The organism is Heliomarina baculiformis, assembly GCF_019966545.1.
In the GTDB taxonomy this organism is placed as follows: domain Bacteria; phylum Pseudomonadota; class Alphaproteobacteria; order Rhodobacterales; family Rhodobacteraceae; genus Heliomarina; species Heliomarina baculiformis.
The window spans coordinates 43,386-58,605 of sequence record NZ_JAIMIC010000012.1 but is presented as its reverse complement, the minus strand read 5'-3'; the positions used below and the strand labels follow the sequence as shown (position 1 = coordinate 58,605).

Annotated in this window: 10 protein-coding genes; 5 read left to right on the top strand and 5 right to left on the bottom strand. The window is 64.0% G+C overall.

The annotated features are described in order from the left end of the window. Positions 1 to 48 precede the first annotated feature (48 nt). The gene (locus MF268_RS21505) at positions 49 to 1,338 is read right to left on the bottom strand and encodes an ArgE/DapE family deacylase (RefSeq protein ID WP_238372913.1); all 1,290 of its coding nucleotides are present in this window, start codon (positions 1,336 to 1,338) and stop codon (positions 49 to 51) included. 195 nt (positions 1,339 to 1,533) lie between these two features. Here MF268_RS21505 and polA point away from each other — a divergent pair, with 195 nt between their 5' ends. Beyond that, positions 1,534 to 4,338, top strand: a complete 2,805-nt coding sequence (gene polA, locus MF268_RS21500) for a DNA polymerase I (protein ID WP_238372912.1) — start codon at positions 1,534 to 1,536, stop codon at positions 4,336 to 4,338. 62 nt (positions 4,339 to 4,400) lie between these two features. Here polA and MF268_RS21495 read toward each other — a convergent pair whose 3' ends face one another. From MF268_RS21495 to MF268_RS21480, 4 genes are all read right to left on the bottom strand, one after another. Next, a complete protein-coding gene (locus tag MF268_RS21495) occupies positions 4,401 to 5,153 on the bottom strand; it encodes a hydroxypyruvate isomerase family protein (protein ID WP_238372911.1) in 753 nt (250 codons plus the stop codon). Between the two features lie 75 nt (positions 5,154 to 5,228). After that, entirely contained in the window at positions 5,229 to 5,864 is a 636-nt protein-coding gene (gene eda / locus MF268_RS21490; protein ID WP_420485456.1) for a bifunctional 4-hydroxy-2-oxoglutarate aldolase/2-dehydro-3-deoxy-phosphogluconate aldolase, read from the bottom strand. A gap of 8 nt (positions 5,865 to 5,872) precedes the next feature. Then, positions 5,873 to 7,681 carry a phosphogluconate dehydratase gene (gene edd, locus MF268_RS21485; RefSeq protein ID WP_238372909.1) on the bottom strand — a complete coding sequence of 603 codons (1,809 nt, stop codon included), beginning with the start codon at positions 7,679 to 7,681 and terminating at the stop codon, positions 5,873 to 5,875. A gap of 131 nt (positions 7,682 to 7,812) precedes the next feature. Continuing rightward, a complete protein-coding gene (locus MF268_RS21480) occupies positions 7,813 to 8,391 on the bottom strand; it encodes a DUF1285 domain-containing protein (protein ID WP_238372908.1) in 579 nt (192 codons plus the stop codon). 78 nt (positions 8,392 to 8,469) lie between these two features. On the opposite strand from MF268_RS21480, the gene MF268_RS21475 reads away from it, so the two are divergent. From MF268_RS21475 to MF268_RS21460, 4 genes are read left to right on the top strand one after another with little or no spacing between them, the layout of a single operon-like run. Further along, on the top strand, positions 8,470 to 9,477 hold the full coding sequence (locus MF268_RS21475; RefSeq protein ID WP_238372907.1) for an AAA family ATPase: 1,008 nt from the start codon (positions 8,470 to 8,472) through the stop codon (positions 9,475 to 9,477). Beyond that, positions 9,474 to 10,349, top strand: a complete 876-nt coding sequence (locus MF268_RS21470; RefSeq protein WP_238372906.1) for a DUF58 domain-containing protein — start codon at positions 9,474 to 9,476, stop codon at positions 10,347 to 10,349. Before MF268_RS21475 ends, MF268_RS21470 begins: the two co-directional genes overlap by 4 nt. Beyond that, a complete protein-coding gene (locus MF268_RS21465; RefSeq protein ID WP_238372905.1) occupies positions 10,346 to 13,117 on the top strand; it encodes a DUF4159 domain-containing protein in 2,772 nt (923 codons plus the stop codon). The genes MF268_RS21470 and MF268_RS21465 overlap by 4 nt, the downstream gene beginning before the upstream one ends. Beyond that, on the top strand, positions 13,114 to 15,159 hold the full coding sequence (locus MF268_RS21460) for a hypothetical protein (protein WP_238372904.1): 2,046 nt from the start codon (positions 13,114 to 13,116) through the stop codon (positions 15,157 to 15,159). Before MF268_RS21465 ends, MF268_RS21460 begins: the two co-directional genes overlap by 4 nt. The last annotated feature ends 61 nt before the right edge of the window (positions 15,160 to 15,220 follow it).

Genomic DNA, 15,220 nt, shown 5'->3' with positions numbered 1-15,220 from the left:
ATCCTTTCCCCCATCAGTGTGACATTCCCATCGCACGCTAAAGGCTTTTTAAAGGCGCTCCAGCCCGCACCAGTTCGCGATGAACAGCGCGGTGGCCTGGGTCACACGCCGCAGACTTTCCAGATCGACCCGCTCGTTGAAACCGTGGATCGCCTCGGAAGCCGGACCGTAGACCAACGCAGGCGTATCCGCGTAAAGGCCAAAAAACCGGGCATCGGTCGTTGCGGTCAGCGGCACCTGTTTCAATGCCGTCCCATTCACCCCGTCATGCGCGGCCTCAAGCGCGCTGATCGCGCGTTTCGCCTTGTCGCTGCCATCGTCGCCCAGCGCATATCCCTCGGCATGGAAGCCGTGATAGATCACATCCGGCAAGCTGTTGCGAAGAAATGCGTTTTTCTGCGCGGCCTCACGAATGACCGTCTCAATCTCGGTCTTACAACTTTCAATATCCTGACCGGGAAAAATTCCCATCCGCAGGTCCAGCACGCACCAAGCGGGCACCGAACTCGCCCAGTCGCCGCCTTGGATCTTGCCGATATTCAGGTTCAGTGGATGGTGGACATGCTCGTAGGCGCCATGCCGGTGCTCGGCCCCGTTCCAGCGTTCCTCCATCTCGCGCAGGGCGGCGATGATCGGAATCGCCGCTTCGATGGCATTGGCACCCTCGCCCGCATAAGCCGCATGGGTCGGCATGCCCCGCAGATGCACCTGAAACCAGATCACCCCAAGCTGCGCGCAGGCCAGCATTTCGTCGAATGGTTCGGGGATAAGCGCCGCATCCGCCCGATAGCCCCTTTCCAGGCAGGCCAGCGCGCCGTTTCCGGTACATTCCTCTTCGACCACCGATTGAAAAAAAACGTCCCCGGCCGGTCCCATTCCGCAATCACGCAGCGCATCGAGCGCGAAAAGGTTCGACGCGATCCCCGCCTTCATGTCCCCGGCGCCGCGCCCATACATCCATCCGTCGTCGATGCGTGGCTCGAAAGGCGGCGTATCCCACATGTCGAGCGGCCCCTCGGGCACCACATCCACATGCCCGTTCAGGATCAGCGAGGCACCGCCCGAACTGGCCCGCCGTGTGCCCACCACGTTCACCGCGTCCTCGTAATTCCCAATCACCGGCGAAAACCCCGGCATGTCGCGGATATCCTCGACCTTCACCTGCCAGCGGTCGACCTCGTAGCCGCGCGTATCCAGCTCTCCCGCGATGAAATCCTGTGCGCTCTGCTCATTGCCCCGCGTCGACGGGTGCGAGGTCAGCTCCGCAAGAAACGCGACCTCCTCATCGAACAGCGCATCCACCGCTTTCATGATCCGGGTCTTGTCCGCCGCTTCCATCTTTGCCTCCCGCGCGTTGCCTTACTTTGCCAAGTGACCGCGTCCCGCGCGCCGGCACAAGCCCCCAAGGCAAGGCTCCGGCTAGCGTGTGACGCGAACACCCCCGGCAAGCCGTCGAAATGCGCAAGATCAGCGATTGCCCCTCGCGCGCCGATACGGGATAACTCGGCCAATGACCGACCAAAGGGGGCCAAAGTGAGCAAGACGCAATTCGGCAAGGGATGCCATCTGCACCTGATTGACGGGTCCGCCTTTATCTTCCGCGCCTATCATGCTCTGCCCCCGCTGACCCGTAAATCAGACGGCTTGCCCATCGGCGCGGTCTCGGGTTTTTGCAACATGTTGCAGCGCTATGTCGAAGACAGCACCGGTCCCGATGCGCCGACCCATGTGGCGGTAATCTTCGACAAGGGCAGCCATACGTTCCGCAATGACATGTACGACCAGTACAAGGCCAACCGCGAAGCCATGCCCGAGGACCTGCGCCCGCAGATTCCGCTGACCCGCGAGGCCACCATCGCCTTCAACATCGCCTGCGAGGAAATGGAAGGTTACGAGGCCGACGACATCATCGCCACCCTCTCCTGCCAGGCCCGCGACCTTGGCGGCCGGGTAACGATCATCAGTTCCGACAAGGACCTGATGCAGCTTGTCGGCGACGGCGTCGAAATGCTCGACGCGATGAAGAACAAGCGCATCGACCGTGACGGTGTCTTCGAGAAATTCGGTGTCTTCCCCGAGCGCGTCGTGGATGTGCAGGCGCTTGCCGGGGATTCGGTTGATAACGTCCCCGGTGCGCCCGGTATCGGCATCAAGACCGCCGCGCTCCTGATCAACGAATTCGGCGATCTCGAATCACTTCTCGACCGTGCCGAGGAAATCAAGCAGCCCAAGCGCCGCCAGACCCTCATCGACATGCGCGATCAGATCGAACTGTCGAAAAAGCTCGTCCAGCTCGACTGCGAGACGCCGCTTACCTTTACCCTCGACGATCTCGAAGTGCGCGATCCGGACGCGGAAAAGTTGATGGACTTCCTGACCCGAATGGAATTCCGCACGCTCACCAAACGCATCGCCGACAAGCTCGACGTCGAGGCCCCCGCCATTCCCGAACCGCCTGTCGAAAAAACGGGTGAGGATGCCCCGGAAATGCCCGCCTTCGACAAGGCGCAGCATGACTGCGTCACCGAAACGGGCGCATTAGAGACTTGGATCGACCGCATCCGAGAACGCGGCTATGTGGCCGTTGATACGGAAACCACCGGTCTCAATGAAATGACCGCCGATCTGGTCGGCATCTCGCTCTGCGTCGACCCCGGCCATGCCTGCTACATCCCGCTGACCCACAAGGATGGGAAGGCCGGTGATCTCTTCGGCTCCGATGGGCTGCTCGACGGCCAGATCCCCCTGCAAGAGGCGCTCGACCTGCTGAAACCGGTGCTCGAGGATCCCGCCATCCTCAAGATCGGCCAGAACATGAAATACGACGCCAAGATCTTTGCCCGCAACGGCATCGACATCGCGCCGATCGACGACACTATGCTGATGTCCTACGCGCTTCATGCGGGCGAACATAACCACGGCATGGATGTGCTCTCCGAACGCTATCTCAACCACACGCCGATCCCGATCAAGCCGCTGCTCGGCACCGGCAAATCGGCGATCACCTTCGACAAGGTCCCGATCGAGGATGCCACCCCCTACGCGGCCGAGGACGCGGATATCACCCTGCGCCTCTGGCAGATCTTCAAACCGCAGCTGCACCGCGCCCGCGTCACCACCGTCTACGAGACCATGGAACGCCCGATGGTGCCGGTTCTCGCGCAGATGGAAATGCATGGCATCAAGGTCGACCGCGACACGCTCTCGCGCATGTCCAACGCCTTTTCGCAGAAAATGGCCGGGCTCGAGGCCGAGCTTTACGAACTCGCCGGTCACGAATTCAATGTGCAGTCCCCGGGGCAGGTCGGCTCGATCCTGTTCGAAGAGATGAGCCTCGAGGGCGGCAAAAAAACCAAGACCGGCCAGTGGTCCACCCCCGCCGATGTGCTCGAAGACCTGGCGACCCTGCATGATTTCCCCGCCCGCGTGCTCGATTACCGACAGCTGCAAAAGCTGAAATCGACCTATACGGACGCGTTGCAGAACCACATCAACGCCGACACCGGTCGCGTCCATACCTCCTATTCCATCACCGGTGCGAACACCGGCCGCCTTTCCTCCAACGAGCCCAACCTGCAGAACATCCCGGTCCGCTCCGAAGAGGGCCGCCGCATCCGCGAAGCCTTCATCGCCGAGCCGGGCAATACCCTGCTCTCGCTCGACTATTCCCAGATCGAACTGCGTATCCTTGCCCATATTGCTGACATCCCGGAACTGAAACAGGCCTTTGCCGACGGCATCGACATCCATGCGCTTACCGCATCGGAAATGTTCGACGTGCCGCTTGATGACATGACGCCCGACATCCGCCGTCAGGCCAAGGCGATCAACTTCGGCGTGATCTACGGCATCTCCGGCTTCGGCCTCGCCCGCAACCTGCGCATCCCAAGGGCCGAGGCGCAGGGCTTTATCGACCGCTATTTCGAACGCTTCCCCGGCATCCGCGCTTACATGGATGACACCATCCAGTTCGCCAAGGACAATGGCTACGTGCAAACCCTGTTCGGTCGCCGAATCCACACGCCCGAGATCAACGCCAAGGGTCCGCATGCCGGTTTCGCCCGCCGCGCCGCGATCAACGCCCCGATCCAAGGCACCGCCGCCGACGTGATCCGCCGCGCCATGACCCGGATGCCCGCCGCGCTGAAAGATCTGCCCGCCCGCATGCTGCTGCAGGTCCATGACGAACTGCTCTTCGAGGTTCCCGACGACCACGTCGACCAGACCATCGAAAAAGCCCGCGAGGTCATGGAATCCGCTGCTCTCCCGGCGGTCGATCTCGCCGTGCCGCTGACCGTCGATGCGGGACGCGGACAGAACTGGGCCGAAGCGCACTGATCCTTCTTTGGGTCTGAAAATATCCCGGGGAGTCCGCGTCAGCGGACGGGGCAGAGCCCCCGCTACCGCATCCAGCCAAGGCTGTCCTTGGTCAGTTTCGTCCTCGGGTGATACTCGGCGCTGACCCAGCCCGCATAGCCGGTCGCGTCCAGCATCTCGAAAAACCCACGGAAATCGAAATGCCCGCCGCCGGGCTCCACCCGGCCCGGAACATCGCCGACCTGCACATGGCGCACCAGCGGCGCGACCCGGTCCCAGACCGCCAGCGCATCGCCATGGATGACCTGCGCGTGATAGGTATCGAACTGCAGCCCGACGTTGTCGCGCCCCACCCGGGCCAGTACCTCCGCCGCAAGGTCGAAATCGCTCAGCACATAGCCCGGCTGGTCGGTGCGGTTCAGCGGTTCGACGGTGAACTGCTGCATCGGCGCCATATCCGACGCCCATTGCAAGTTCTGTACAAGCACATCCACCGCCGCCGGGTCCTCGCTGTATCCCGACATCAGGTGGATCACGCCGGGATGGAATTCCCCGGCAAAACGCATGACCCGGCGCATGTCATACTGGAACCGCGCTTCGCCCCCCGGTACGCCTGCGAACCCCTGATCCCCGCCAGTGTAATTCGGCGGCGGCGCATTGATGAGAACCAGTTCGAGATCGTTTGAGATCAGCGCACGCCGGGTTTCCCCGGCCGGGAATTCATAAGGAAACAGGATCTCCACGGCCCGGAATCCCGCCCGGGCCGCTGCCTCGAATCTTTCCAGATAGGGAAACTCGGTAAACAGCAACGACAGGTTCGCGGCAAATCTCGGCATGAAGGCTCCAACGCTCGTTCACCAAGTCGTAACCTGTGATTGCGGCCAAATCACGCTCAGATTGCGCGACCACGATCAAAGCGCGCTGGCTTCTTTCGCAAGCGTCTCGATCCGCGCCCAGTCTCCGGCCTCGACCGCATCCCCCGGCGCCACCCAGCTGCCCCCGGCACAGACCACGTTCGACAGGCCAAGATAGCTCGGCGCGTTCGACAGGCTGACACCGCCGGTCGGGCAAAAGGAAATCTGCGGCAGCGGCGCGCCGATGGCCTTCAGCGCCGGTGCCCCGCCCGAGGCTTCGGCGGGAAAGAACTTCATCATGTCATAGCCGCGCACCAGCAACCGCATCGCTTCCGTCGCGGTCGCCGCCCCCGGCAAAAGCGGCAGATCCTCGGCCTCGCAGGCTGCGAGCAATTCGTCAGTCGCGCCGGGCGATACGCCGAATGTCGCCCCGGCCTCCTTGGCCGCGCGCACATCCTGTGACGTCACCAGCGTTCCGGCTCCGACGATCCCGCCCGTCACCCCAGACATCTCGCGGATCACATCCAGTGCGGCCGGTGTGCGCAGAGTCACTTCCAGCACCGGCAGCCCCCCGGCCACCAGCGCCTCGGCCAGAGGCCGGGCCTTCGCGGCATCCTTGACCACCAGCACCGGCACAATCGGCGCGGTCTGGCAAATTTCGCGCGTGCGGCGGCTCGCTTCGCTTCCGGTCATCGACATGTTCAAACTCCAAATACGGTTGCGCCGGTATCGGCCGCGCCAACGGTGCGCCGAAAGACCGAGAACAGCTCGCGCCCTGTCCCGAATTCATTGGCCGAAAGATCCGGCACGACCGGATCACGGTCCATCACGCCTTCCGTCAGGAATTCCAGCTCGCCGCTATTCGCGTCGACCCGCAGCACATCCCCGTCACGCAACCGCGCAATCGGCCCGCCGTCCAGCGCCTCGGGGCAGACATGGATCGCCGAGGGCACCTTGCCCGAGGCCCCGGACATCCGGCCATCGGTCACCAGCGCCACTTTCAGCCCACGCCCCTGCAAGACCCCCAGCACAGGCGTCAGCGAATGCAGCTCGGGCATCCCATTCGCCTTGGGCCCTTGAAAGCGCACGACGACAATTGTGTCCTCGGTGAACTCCCCGGCGCGAAATGCCTCCTTAACCGCGTCCTGATCGTGGAAGACGCGCACTTTCGCCTCGACAGCGCGATGCTCCGGCGCCACGGCAGAGATCTTCATAACTGCTGTCCCGAGCGAGCCCGCCAGTCGTTTCAACCCGCCCGTCGGTTGGAACGGATCGCTTGCAGGCCGCAGGATCTTTTCGTTCAGGCTCTCGCCAGAACCGGCTTCCCAGCCCAAAGTGTCACCTTTCAGCTTGGGTTCCGCCGTGTAATGCTCAAGCCCCTGCCCCGCGACGGTCTTGGTATCGGGATGCAGCATCCCCTCTTTCAGCAAATCGCCGATCATATAGCCCAGCCCGCCTGCCGCATGGAAATGGTTCACATCGGCCAGCCCGTTCGGATAAACCCGCGCCATCAGCGGCGTCACGTCGGACAGTTCCGAGAAATCCTCCCAGTCGAGCACGATCCCCCCGGCCCGGGCCATCGCCACCAGATGGATCAACAGGTTAGTCGACCCGCCCGTCGCGTTCAGCCCGACGATCCCGTTCACAAAGGCGCGTTCATCCAGAATATCGCAGGTCGGCGTATAGTCATTGCCCAGAGCGCTCAGCGACAGCGCCCGCCGCGCGCCTTCCTGTGTCAGCGCATCACGCAAACCGGTATTGGGCGTTACAAAGCTCGAACCGGGCAGGTGCAGCCCCATGAACTCCATCAGCATCTGGTTGGTGTTGGCCGTGCCGTAAAAGGTGCAGGTTCCCGGCCCGTGATAGGCTGCCATCTCCGCCGCCATCAATTCTTCGCGCCCGACTTCCCCGGCAGCGAATTGCTGACGCACCTTGGCCTTTTCGTCGTTGCTGATGCCGCTGGTCATCGGACCGGCGGGCAGAAACACGATTGGCAGATGCCCGAATGCCTGCGCCGCGATCACCAACCCCGGCACAATCTTGTCACAGACCCCTAGAAAAACCGCCGCGTCGAAAACGTTATGCGACAGGGCAACGCCCGTCGCCATCGCAATGGCATCGCGGGAAAACAGGCTCAGCTCCATTCCCGCCTCGCCTTGTGTGACCCCGTCGCACATGGCAGGCACCCCGCCCGCCACCTGCGCCGTCCCGCCGACCGAGCGCGCGGCCGTGCGGATTAGATCGGGAAAACGCTCAAACGGCTGATGCGCCGAAAGCATATCGTTATATGCGGTCACGATCCCGAGATTACCGGCAGAACCGGTAGCAAGCTCTGCCTGGTCCTCGCCCGCCGCCGCATAGGCATGCGCCTGTCCGCTACATGAAAGATGCGCCCGCGCCGGGCCTTGCTCTCCGGCTGCCCGCATCCGTTCAAGATAGGGCTGCCGGGTCGGCGCGCTGCGTTCGATGATCCGCTCGGTCACGCGAGCGACGGTAGAATTCAGGGCCATGATAGCTTCCTCACCTTCGGTTCTGGCTGCACGGCGATGATCGTCCTGTTTTCAGGCATCACGATGTTAGCGATAACAAACCTTAATCCGTTGAGAAAATCAACCCGTCCCACCCGAATTTGCCGGATAGATCAGGCAGGCAGGTCCTTGGACGGGATGATCGGAAAGAACTGACCTCCCGACCAGATGCCAAACCAGTCCTCGTGATGTTCGCCCACCTCGACCAGCCGGTAAAAGCTCTTGCGGTCGATCAGCGCCTCGAGATTTGCGCGGATCAGAACGTAAGGCGACGGTTCTCCGGTCTCCGGATCCCGCTCAACACGAATCGGATGGTCCGCTCCGGCCATCGCGGTGTCGCCCACATTGGTGGTAAAGGTCAGAAATTGATCACGCCCTTCACCTTTGGTTTCAAAATCCACAGCCACAAAGGGCGCGTCCTCGACCGTGATGCCGACCTTTTCGACCGGCGTCACAAGGAAATACTTGTCGTCTTCCTTCTTGAGAATCGTCGAAAACAATCGCACCAGTTCGGGCCGCCCAATGGGCGTACCAAGGTAGAACCAGGTGCCATCCCGGGCGATCGTCATGTCCAGATCGCCGCAAAACTCGGGATCCCAAAGATGAACCGGCGGCAATCCGCGCGTCTTTGCGGCTCGGATCGAGGCAGCGATGCCTTCGGCTGACGGGGTAACGGCATTTTGTCCGCTCATAGCTTTTGCCATTTCCTTTCTGCACGATACACTGAGTAACAGTCATACAGGTCATATACGTCGCCCGAAAGGAAAGTCATGTCCGATACCTCAGATCTGGTTGCCGAGATCGAGGCGCTGGAAAGCAAACTGGCCGAAGCCAAGCAATCCATCACGCGCCGTTTCATCGGTCAGGAACGGGTCGTCGACCTGACGCTCGCCGCCCTGCTCTGCGGCGGTCACGCGCTGCTGATCGGCCTTCCCGGGCTTGGGAAAACCCGCTTGGTCGAAACGCTTTCGACGGTGATGGGCCTTGATGGCAACCGTATCCAGTTCACCCCCGACCTGATGCCCGCCGACATTCTCGGCTCCGAAGTTCTGGACACCTCAGCCGATGGCACGCGGAATTTCCGTTTCGTTTCCGGGCCGATCTTCTGTGAATTGCTGATGGCGGATGAAATCAACCGTGCCAGCCCGCGTACCCAGTCGGCGCTGCTGCAGGCCATGCAGGAACGGGTCGTGACCGTCGCCGGCGCCGACCGTGACCTTGGCCGCGCCTTCCACGTCCTGGCCACCCAGAACCCGATCGAACAGGAAGGCACCTATCCTCTGCCCGAAGCGCAGCTCGATCGTTTCCTCGTGCAGATCGACGTGAATTACCCCGACCGCGATACCGAACGCGACATTCTCCTCGCCACCACCGGCGTGAGCGAGGACAAGGCGACCGCGGTTTTCACCCGCGACGAACTGCTAGCCGCACAGACCCTGTTGCGGCGCATGCCGGTGGGCGAATCGGTGGTGGAAATGATCCTCGATCTGGTCCGCGCCTTCCGTCCCGACGAACCGGATGCCTCTGAACGGGTGCGCGATACCGTCGCATGGGGCCCCGGCCCGCGTGCCGCGCAGGCCCTGATGATGACCGTCCGCGCCAGCGCCATGCTGCAGGGACGCCTCGCGCCCAGCGCCGAGGATGTGATCGACATGGCCCGCCCGGTTCTCAGCCATCGCATGGCACTGAACTTTGCCGCCCGCGCCCGTGGCGACAGCCTCGCCGAACTTATTGAAACCACCGCGACAAGCCTGACGCGGACCGAGGCTGCTGCGTGATACAATCAAACGCCCTTCGCCACCGTGCCGAAGCCGAAGCGAGCCGACTACCGCCGCTGCTTGCGCGCGCCGACCATCTGGCCGGCACCGTGTTGCTGGGCGATCACGGCCGGCGGCGCGCGGGCATGGGCGATGATTTCTGGCAATACCGTCCTGCCCAGATCGGCGACAGCCGCCGCATGATCGACCACCGCCGCTCGGCGCGCGGCGATCACCAATTCGTGCGCGAACGGGAATGGCAGATCGCGCAATCGGTGATGCTCTGGGTCGATCAGGGCGCCTCAATGCGCTTTTCCTCGGACACACATCTGGAAACCAAGGCCGACCGCGCCCGTCTTCTGGGCCTTGGCATCGCCATCCTTCTGGTGCGCGGCGGCGAACGCGTCGGCCTGACCGGCACCGCCCTGCCACCCCGGCGCGGCAAGGCGCAGATCATGCGGCTGGCGGAAAGCCTCAGCGTGGATTCCTCCGAGGATTACGCCCCTCCCGAGCACCGGGCCATGATCCCCCATGCCCGCGCGCTGTTTATCTCCGACTTCATGGGCGACATGACCGAAGTCCGGCTGGCGCTCACCAAGGCCGCCGACCGTGGCGTTCGCGGCGTGCTGATGCAGGTGCTCGACCCGTCCGAGGAACAGTTTCCCTTTCGCGGCCGCACCATATTCGAAAGCGTCGGCGGCTCGCTCCGCCACGAAACGCTCAAGGCCAACGACCTGCGCGACCGCTACCTGCAACGCCTGCATGAACGGCGCGAGGAACTCTCGCAGCTCTGCCGCCTGACCGGCTGGCATTACGGCACACATCACACCGGCGACTCGGCGCAATCGGCGCTGCTCTGGCTTTATCGCGCGCTGGACAGGGGCACATCATGACCGTTCTCGCCGGTATCGGCTTCTCCGCGCCCTGGCTCTTGCTGGGGCTTCTGGTGCTGCCGATCCTCTGGCTGATCCTGCGCGCGGTGCCGCCCGCGCCAATACGGCGACGTTTTCCCGGCGTCGCGCTGCTGCTTGGCCTCAAGGATGACGAATCCGTTTCCGACCGCACACCGTGGTGGCTGTTGCTGCTGCGGATGCTGGCGATTGCCGCGATCATCATAGGCCTTGCCGGTCCCGTGCTGAACCCGAACCGCGCCGAAACCGGGTCAGGCCCGCTGCTCATCGCACTCGACGCAAGCTGGGCAGGCGCAACCCAATGGACCGACAAGATCGACCTGATCGACGCGCAACTGACCGAAGCCGCCCGCGCCAACCGGCCGGTAGCGATCCTGCGCCTCAGCAATCCCGAAGGGATTAATTTTCAGTCTGCCGATATCTGGCGCAACCGGCTCGCTGGGCTGACTCCCGCCCCGTGGAGCCCGAGCGAAGCACAGATCGCCGCGATCATAGCCGCACTGCCAGAGTCGCCGCAGGGTTTCGACACCCACTGGCTCAGCGACTCCCTCGACTACCCCGGGCGCGCCCGCCTAACCGAGGCATTTGGCGAACGCGGTGCGCTGCGTGTCTACCAGACCGGCAATTCGGTCACGGGCCTTGCCCCGGTGACGTTCGAGGACAGCGCGATCCAGCTGACCGCCCGCCGCTCGCAGCCCGGACCGGAACGCGAAATCACCATTCTGGCCGAGGGCCGCGACCCCGCTGGCACCGCCCGCACCCTCTCGCAGGCCACCGCCACATTCGCCGATGGCGACACCACGGCCACCGCCGCATTGATCCTGCCGTCAGAACTGCGCGCCCGCATCACCCGGTTTGAAATCCGTGGCCAGCGCGCCGCCGGGGCCGTCACCCTCACCGACGACGGTCTGCGCCGCCGCGAGGTCGCGCTGATCGCGGGTCGTGACGACCGCGAAGGTCTGCAACTGCTCTCGCCACTGCACTATCTCGAACAGGCACTGATCCCCACCGCCGACCTCCTAGACGGGGCGCTGATGGACGTTCTGCCCGCCAACCCGGACGTAATCGTTCTGGCCGATGTGGCCACGCTTGCCCCCGGCGAGCAGACCGCCCTGACCGAATGGGTCGAAGAAGGCGGGCTGCTGCTCCGCTTTGCGGGCACACGCCTCGCAGCAAGCGACATTTCCCGCAATGAGGAAGACACGCTGATGCCGGTCCGCCTGCGTGCCGGTGGCCGCAGCGTCGGTGGCGCGATGAGCTGGGGAGAGCCGAAATCGCTCGACGCCTTCCCTCCGGAGTCGCCATTCTACGGACTGCATGTGCCCGAAGATGTCACCGTCTCCGCGCAGGTCATGGCCCAGCCCGACCCCGCATTGGCCGACCGGGTCATTGCCCGTCTGACCGATGGTACACCGCTGGTCACCCGCAAGATGATCGGTCAGGGACAGGTCGTGCTGTTCCATGTGACGGCCAATGCGGAATGGTCTTCGCTGCCGCTATCCGGCCTCTTCGTCGAGATGCTGGAACGGCTCGCCGTGTCCTCCACCGCCAAGACGCCCGAGGCCGCCGATCTCGAAGGCACGGTCTGGACTCCGCTCCAGATCATGGACGGGTTCGGCGCGCTCTCCGATGCCTCGACACTCCCCGGCGTCGACGGACCGGACCTCGTGGCAAGCCCAACCGGACCCGATCTACGCCCCGGTCTCTACCGCAATGGCGACCGGCGTCTGGCGCGTAACGTGCTGACCGGGGAAAGCGGACTGACCCCGGCCACATGGCCCGCCGACGTGCCCGTCGAAGGCCTTGCCGTGCAAGAGGAACAGCCTCTTGGCGGGGCGCTCCTAAGCCTCGCGATCCTGCTTCTCGCCGCCGATATCGTCGCCTCGCTGGCGCTGTCGGGCCGTCTCGCGCTGTCCCGCGCCGGTGCCGCCGCGCTGGCGGGCCTGCTGCTGTTCCAGCCCGGCGACCTGCACGCCCAAAGCACCGAAGACCCCGACACCTTCGCCATCGAGGCGACCTCGGAACTGGTGCTCGCCCATGTGCTGACCGGCAACGAACAGCTCGATGAGGTCGCACAGGCCGGACTGCGCGGTCTGGCCGATACGCTCTACTTCCGCACCTCGGTCGAACCCTCGGTGCCGATGGGCATCGACCTCGAAACCGATGAGCTGGCGTTTTTCCCGCTGCTCTACTGGCCGATCACCCCCGATCAGCCAATCCCCTCGCAAGAGGCCTATGCCAAGCTGAACACCTACCTGCGCTCCGGCGGCATGATCCTGTTCGACACCCGCGATGCGGACACCGCCCGTTTCGGCACGTCGAGCCCGAACGGACGCAAGCTGCAGGAACTCGCCGCGCCGCTTGATATTCCGCCGCTCGAACCGCTGCCCGCCGATCACGTACTCACGCGCACGTTTTATCTGCTGCAGGATTTCCCCGGTCGCCATACCAGCCGCGATGTCTGGGTCGAAGCCGCGCCGCCAGATGCCGAACAGATCGAAGGCATGCCGTTTCGCAATCTCAACGACGGGGTGACCCCGGTCGTCATCGGCGGCAATGACTGGGCCGCCGCTTGGGCCGTCGACGCACAGGGCCGCGCGCTGTTGCCCGTGGGCCGTGGTTTTTCCGGCGAACGCCAGCGCGAGCTGGCCTATCGCTTTGGCGTGAACCTCGTAATGCATGTGCTGACCGGTAACTATAAATCCGATCAGGTCCATGTTCCCGCCCTCCTCGACAGGCTTGGACAATGACCGGAACCGTTCTCTTTGACCCGCTGATCCCTTGGCCCTTGCTGGCCGGGCTCGCCGTGCTGGCCTTTGCCGGCGTCGTGCTCGCGCTCTGGCGCGGGTTGTCTGGCTGGGCGCTGCGCGGCCTTGCTGCGCTGGTGATCCTCGGCGCACTCGCGGGGCCGGTCTATCAGGAAGAAGATCGCGCGCCGCTTTCCGACATCGTGATCCTGCTCGAAGATGAAAGCGCCAGCCAGCGCCTGTCCGACAGGCCCGAACAACTGGCCAGCGCCGTCGAAGAGCTGACCGGCGAACTTGCCGCCCGCGACAATACCGAAATCCGCCGCGTGCAGATCCCCGATGGCGAAGGCGATACCGGCACCCGCATGATGACCGCCCTGACCGAAGCACTGGCCGAGGAACCTCGCGCCCGCATCGCCGGGATCGTCGCGCTCAGCGACGGGCGGGCCCATGATCTCGACATGACGCCTGACCTCCCGGCACCCATGCACCTGCTGCTTACCGGGCGTGAAACGGACTGGGATCGCCGCCTGATCGTGCGCAACGCCCCGGCGTTTGCCATCATCGGCGAACCCGTCACGCTGACCCTACGGGTGGAAGACAGCGGCACGGCCCCGGCAACAGGTGCCACAGCACCGCTTGAAATCTCGGTCGACGGCGGTGACCCGCAGAGCTTTGACGTGCCCATCGGTCAGGACATCGACCTGCCGCTCACCCTACCCCATGGCGGGCGCAACGTCATCCAGTTCACCGTCCCCGAAGCGGAGGGCGAGTTGACCGACCGCAACAACACGGCCCTGATCCAGATGAACGGAGTCCGTGACCGCCTGCGCGTGCTGCTGGTTTCAGGCGAACCGCACCCCGGTGGCCGCACATGGCGCAACCTGCTGAAATCGGACAGTTCCGTCGATCTCGTCCATTTTACCATCCTGCGCCCACCCGAGAAACAGGATGGTGTGCCGGTGGGCGAGCTTTCCCTCATCGCCTTTCCCACCCGCGAGCTGTTTCTGGAAAAGATCGACGATTTCGACCTGATCATCTTTGACCGCTACAAGCGGCGGGGCATCCTGCCTGCGCTCTACCTCGACAACGTGGCGGAATATGTGAACAAGGGCGGTGCCGTCCTTGTCGCGGCCGGTCCTGATTTCGCCAGCGCCGACAGTATCTTCCGCTCCCCCCTTGAACGGGTGCTGCCCGCCGAACCGACCGCCCGGGTGATCGAACAGCGCTACCGCCCCGAGATCACGGATCTCGGCCAGCGCCACCCGGTCACCAGCGATTTCCAGGGCGCCGATACCTGGGGACCCTGGCTGCGCCAGATCGAACTCGAACCGCGTTCAGGCAATATCGTCATGTCCGGCATCGACAACCGGCCGCTGCTGATCCTCGACCGCGTTGGCGAAGGTCGTGTCGCCCTGCTTGCATCCGACCACGCGTGGCTCTGGAATCGCGGCTACGAGGGCGGCGGCCCGCAGCTTGAACTGCTGCGCCGCCTCGCCCACTGGATGATGAAGGAACCCGAGCTCGAGGAAGAGGCGCTCTGGGCCGAGGTCACATCGGGTCAGACCATGAAGATCATCCGACGCACGCTCGAAGAGGAAATCGGCGAGGTCACCATCACCAGACCCGATGGCACGACCAAAACCATCACGCTGGAAGAGGTCAGCCCGGGCCGCTTCGAGAGCACCTACGAGGGCGCGGATATCGGTCTCTACCGGCTGGCCGAGGGCGAACGTGAGGCGGTGATTGGCCTTGGCCCCGCAGCTCCGCGCGAATTCGAGCAGACCATCGCCACCGATACAGTGCTTGCGCCCGTGATCGAACCGATGCGCGGCGGTGTCTTCCGCATCGAAGACCAGATTCCCTCACTGCGCGACATCCGGCCCGGCCGTCCCGCCTCGGGCCGGGGCTGGATCGGGCTTACGCCGCGCGACGCCTATGAAACCCGCGATGTCACCCAGATGGCCCTGCTGCCACCCTGGCTGGTGCTGCTGATCGCCTCTGTCCTGATCGTCGGCGGCTGGCTGCGCGAGGGCCGGCGCTGAACCGCACTCGGTCCTGCACTGCCCGGCCAACCCGTTGCCGTATCGGTAGATTTCCGGGCCA

What these genes read in the sequence shown, in the direction of transcription:
- MF268_RS21505 (WP_238372913.1), bottom strand. Translation starts at nt 1,338, where the DNA reads ATGGAAGCGGCGGACAAGACCCGGATCATGAAAGCGGTGGATGCGCTG.
- MF268_RS21495 (WP_238372911.1), bottom strand. Translation starts at nt 5,153, where the DNA reads ATGCCGAGATTTGCCGCGAACCTGTCGTTGCTGTTTACCGAGTTTCCC.
- eda (WP_420485456.1), bottom strand. Translation starts at nt 5,864, where the DNA reads ATGACCGGAAGCGAAGCGAGCCGCCGCACGCGCGAAATTTGCCAGACC.
- edd (WP_238372909.1), bottom strand. Translation starts at nt 7,681, where the DNA reads ATGGCCCTGAATTCTACCGTCGCTCGCGTGACCGAGCGGATCATCGAA.
- MF268_RS21480 (WP_238372908.1), bottom strand. Translation starts at nt 8,391, where the DNA reads ATGAGCGGACAAAATGCCGTTACCCCGTCAGCCGAAGGCATCGCTGCC.
- MF268_RS21475 (WP_238372907.1), top strand. Translation starts at nt 8,470, where the DNA reads ATGTCCGATACCTCAGATCTGGTTGCCGAGATCGAGGCGCTGGAAAGC.
- MF268_RS21465 (WP_238372905.1), top strand. Translation starts at nt 10,346, where the DNA reads ATGACCGTTCTCGCCGGTATCGGCTTCTCCGCGCCCTGGCTCTTGCTG.
- MF268_RS21460 (WP_238372904.1), top strand. Translation starts at nt 13,114, where the DNA reads ATGACCGGAACCGTTCTCTTTGACCCGCTGATCCCTTGGCCCTTGCTG.